Origin of the sequence: Chryseobacterium sp. RU33C, from assembly GCF_900156015.1 — a bacterium.
Lineage (GTDB): Bacteria > Bacteroidota > Bacteroidia > Flavobacteriales > Weeksellaceae > Chryseobacterium > Chryseobacterium candidae.
This window is the reverse complement of the sequence record NZ_FTMT01000046.1, coordinates 1-3,461: the sequence shown is the minus strand read 5'-3', so window position 1 is coordinate 3,461 and position 3,461 is coordinate 1. Positions and strand designations below refer to the sequence as shown.

The window sequence follows — 3,461 nt, the reverse complement described above, 5'->3', positions numbered from 1 at the left end:
GGTTATATTGGATAAGAGCAAGGCTCCTATGGGTAGTATTAATTTTTTCATCGGTTTTAGTTTTTATAGTTGTATTTCATCTCCTTCAGCACTTTACCATTTATATCAATCACTTTCTGAAGCCTGTTTGCGGAATCATAAATATAGCTTTCTCTGATTCCGGATGGCGGGGTGATGCTTCTGACTCCAATGAGTGGATCATAGGTATAAGTGGTGATCTGATAATTTGGCAGAGCGTTTCTGAATGTGTTCAAGGCAGATAAAAGGGCTGTTTCATCATTGTTTGAAGAAGCTGATGCATCTGTATTGGAGGCATTAACAATGGTGTTGATGAGAGATTCCTGAATATCTGTTAATTTGGCGCCTTCTATTTTAGCAATAGGCTGGGTTTGGTTATACCCCCAGATAATGACTGTTGAAAGACCGTCTTTTGTAGTGTACTGCTGAATATTACCTTTACTGTCGTATTTGTCATACGTTACTTCGGTAGAAACAATGTTTTGTAAGTCTGTGGATACAACGGAACTTGGAAATAGATTCAATGGGTTATCATACTTTGTTTCCATATTTGACACCAACACATTATCTTTTTTGGTGATGGTCTGTAACGGAATCCCTATCATATTAGCATTGATTAGCCTCTGGTTGTTTTTCTCATGGGCGTAGCTGTAGGTGGTTTCAGAGATAGAATGATCAGGATGCTCGGTTTTAGACGATGTTAACTGATAATGAGAAGGGTTGGAATAGCTATTGGTATTGGTGGTTACCAGCGCAACGTTATTGGGAAAGTATTCCGTTGTTTTTATTTCAGTAGGGTTATAAAAACCATAATAGTTTTCATAAAAACCATATGAGATATTTAACAGTTGGTCTTGTGTAGGATTTGGAGAGTAAGCAAAATTTTCTCTAAATACATAGCTCCTTAGATTTTTTTCCTGGGAATAATCATATTTATATGTTTTATTAATGATCTTACTGTAATTATTGTTCTCAAATTTGTACATATTCTCTTCTAACAATAAATTCGATTTTAATTCTCCCAAATTGGTAGTAGGCATATAGTAAATAGCAGGTGGTCTTCCAATATAAGGATCTAAATTTTCTTCATATGAAAATTTTCGTTCTACGGCACTTTTGCCTTCTATAACTTCTGTTACCGTACTGTAAAACACACTATTTTTTCTATGGTTGAAAAACGGGAGTATGCTGTTTTGATAGGCAGTATAGACATCCAGTATCTCCACCTGTGGGAATGTACCACCACTATTCTGGCAGGATTTTGAAGTTTCTTGCTTTTGCGCCATCACATAGGTAGTATTGTAATCTGTGATTGAGGAATTCTGACTGCTAATATTAGCTAAAGAATTATAATAAAACTTCTTTGTGTAATTATCACCCTCAGTATTGGTTTCTTTAAAAGAAGCTATTCTGCTTCCTCCAAAATAGATGGGTTGATTGACAGAAACAGTATGTCTATTATAGGTTACATTTAACCAACCACTTACAGCTCCTATTAAAGATGATACAGAATATTCAACTTTATAAGTATGTCCACTTATAGTAGTGATTGGCAAATGATTTGTCCCCTCTTTAGCCTGGAAAGGTTCAGAAACTTTATTAACATCCGAAAAAGTAGTATTTCCGGTTGTAAGATCGGTTATTTTGAGCTGATGAATATCGTGTTGGGTATCTGGTTGATTACATCCATAATAATCATCAAAAAAAGCTTCTCCATAAAATTCAACAAAATTTCCATTGGAAACAAAAGTGAAAGAATCTAAAGGCGCATCATTGGCCAGATTACATTTGTTAAAATTGGCACTTAAAAATCGGGATTCTTTTACCTGTTGGTTTACCTGTCCCATGCTTGCATTAGGCTCGTAAAAGATCTCAGAAACTCCTTTCGTAGGATAGGTGATCTTTTTTAAATTACCCATAGACGCCAGAAGGGAATTTACCTTTTTATCAGCAGACAACATGGATAGTGGCATGTAAATGGAAAGTCCCTGGAAAATTCCAAAATTATTATCATTGGCTATTGCCGGAAATGGAGAAGAATTACCCACTCCGTTAGGATAACCATAATAATCTGAGCTTAAACTGAATCTGGCAGGAAGTGAGCTTAAATTATAATATTCAAATTCAGTCTTAGCATTCCTGCTAACCCGGTTCACTGATTTTAGAAAGTGTCTGTTGGTTGTGGACCTTTCATTTCCCGAAAGACCATAATAGGTAGCAGCAGGGGTATTGAGCGTGTCAAAATACTCAAGAGTATAGCTATCTATCAGCCTGTTATTGCTTTTAATCTCAATAGAAGTAAGAAGGTTATTCTGAGCATTGCTGTTGAATATATCTTTTCGTTCTTTAGTATAAACAAATTTTATTTCAGTGTCATCCTCTGAAATGGTATTCAATCTCGGTTTATAGGATTGCAGGGTAGATTTTGTCTTGATTATATCACTGTATGTATAAGGTGAAGAAGAAGCAGGTGGGCTACAATTCTGCTGAACATTAAAACTTGCGCTCAGGGAAGAATAATATGTAACATTTTCGGTGATATAATTGAATAGGGTTTCTTTTTTTTCCGGACTAACGATTTTATACAAGTACCATCCTGTAATGGCATGCTGATCCGGGCCTGCATTTTGATAGGTTGTTTTCTCAATATTTATTTCTGAGCCCCCAAAATAATATTCATTCCCAATTTTATCTGTGAGTTTAAATTCCAATAGCTTCCCATAACCCGTTATAGGCGTATTTTTATCAAGGATTTGAATTTTTATTTTATCCTTTGATTCTATATAGGCATTGAGATTGCTGTCTATATAGAAACTTCCTGACAGACCATTTGAAATGGAGAAATTAAACCAGTCATATTCTGTATCTATTGCATTTCCAGTTCTGGCAGCATCTTTTATGTTTTGTAAATCTGTTGTTTCATTTACAGTATTGGGTTTCCAATTTGTCCTGTTCTCGTCCGTTTCATCCTTCACTATCCTTGATATTACACCTCCCGTATTGAGCTGCCATGACATTCCGGTACTGGTACCAATATCATCTACCCTTACCCCGCTTGTATAGATTAAATTAACAGGTGTTTTAATTCCTCCATAAATAGGGTATTGATAACTAAAATCTCCTGTTGAAGAAGGTTCAAAATTAAGCCTGCTGTTAGCAAATGTTTCCTGGGACGGCGTCACTATTTTGGGCAATCCATAGTTATTATTAAGCTGAGGTAACGATTGTCCATGACAGAATTGAAATGCGAGAAGCATTACTATCGGAACATATCTTTTTTTCATAATTATTATGTTTTATTTTTTTATAAGTTTAGCATTCGCCGTTTTATTCGTGTCTGTTTTAATGGTCACCAGATAAGCTCCCTGAACCAAAGCCTGGGTATTGATTTTAGTGACTCTGTTCTTTGTTTTTAGATTCTGAAGCTGCCTTCCAGACATATC

General features: G+C 35.5%; 2 protein-coding genes. Both read right to left on the bottom strand.

What is annotated here, in order from left to right:
- Positions 1-56: 56 nt before the first annotated feature.
- Positions 57-3,302 (bottom strand): RHS repeat domain-containing protein, encoded by a 3,246-nt coding sequence (locus BW946_RS20960; protein ID WP_076598019.1) that lies wholly within the window; start codon positions 3,300-3,302, stop codon positions 57-59.
- A 12-nt stretch (positions 3,303-3,314) separates the two neighbouring features.
- On the bottom strand, positions 3,315-3,458 hold the full coding sequence (locus BW946_RS20955; RefSeq protein WP_228402686.1) for a T9SS type A sorting domain-containing protein: 144 nt from the start codon (positions 3,456-3,458) through the stop codon (positions 3,315-3,317).
- Positions 3,459-3,461: the final 3 nt, after the last annotated feature.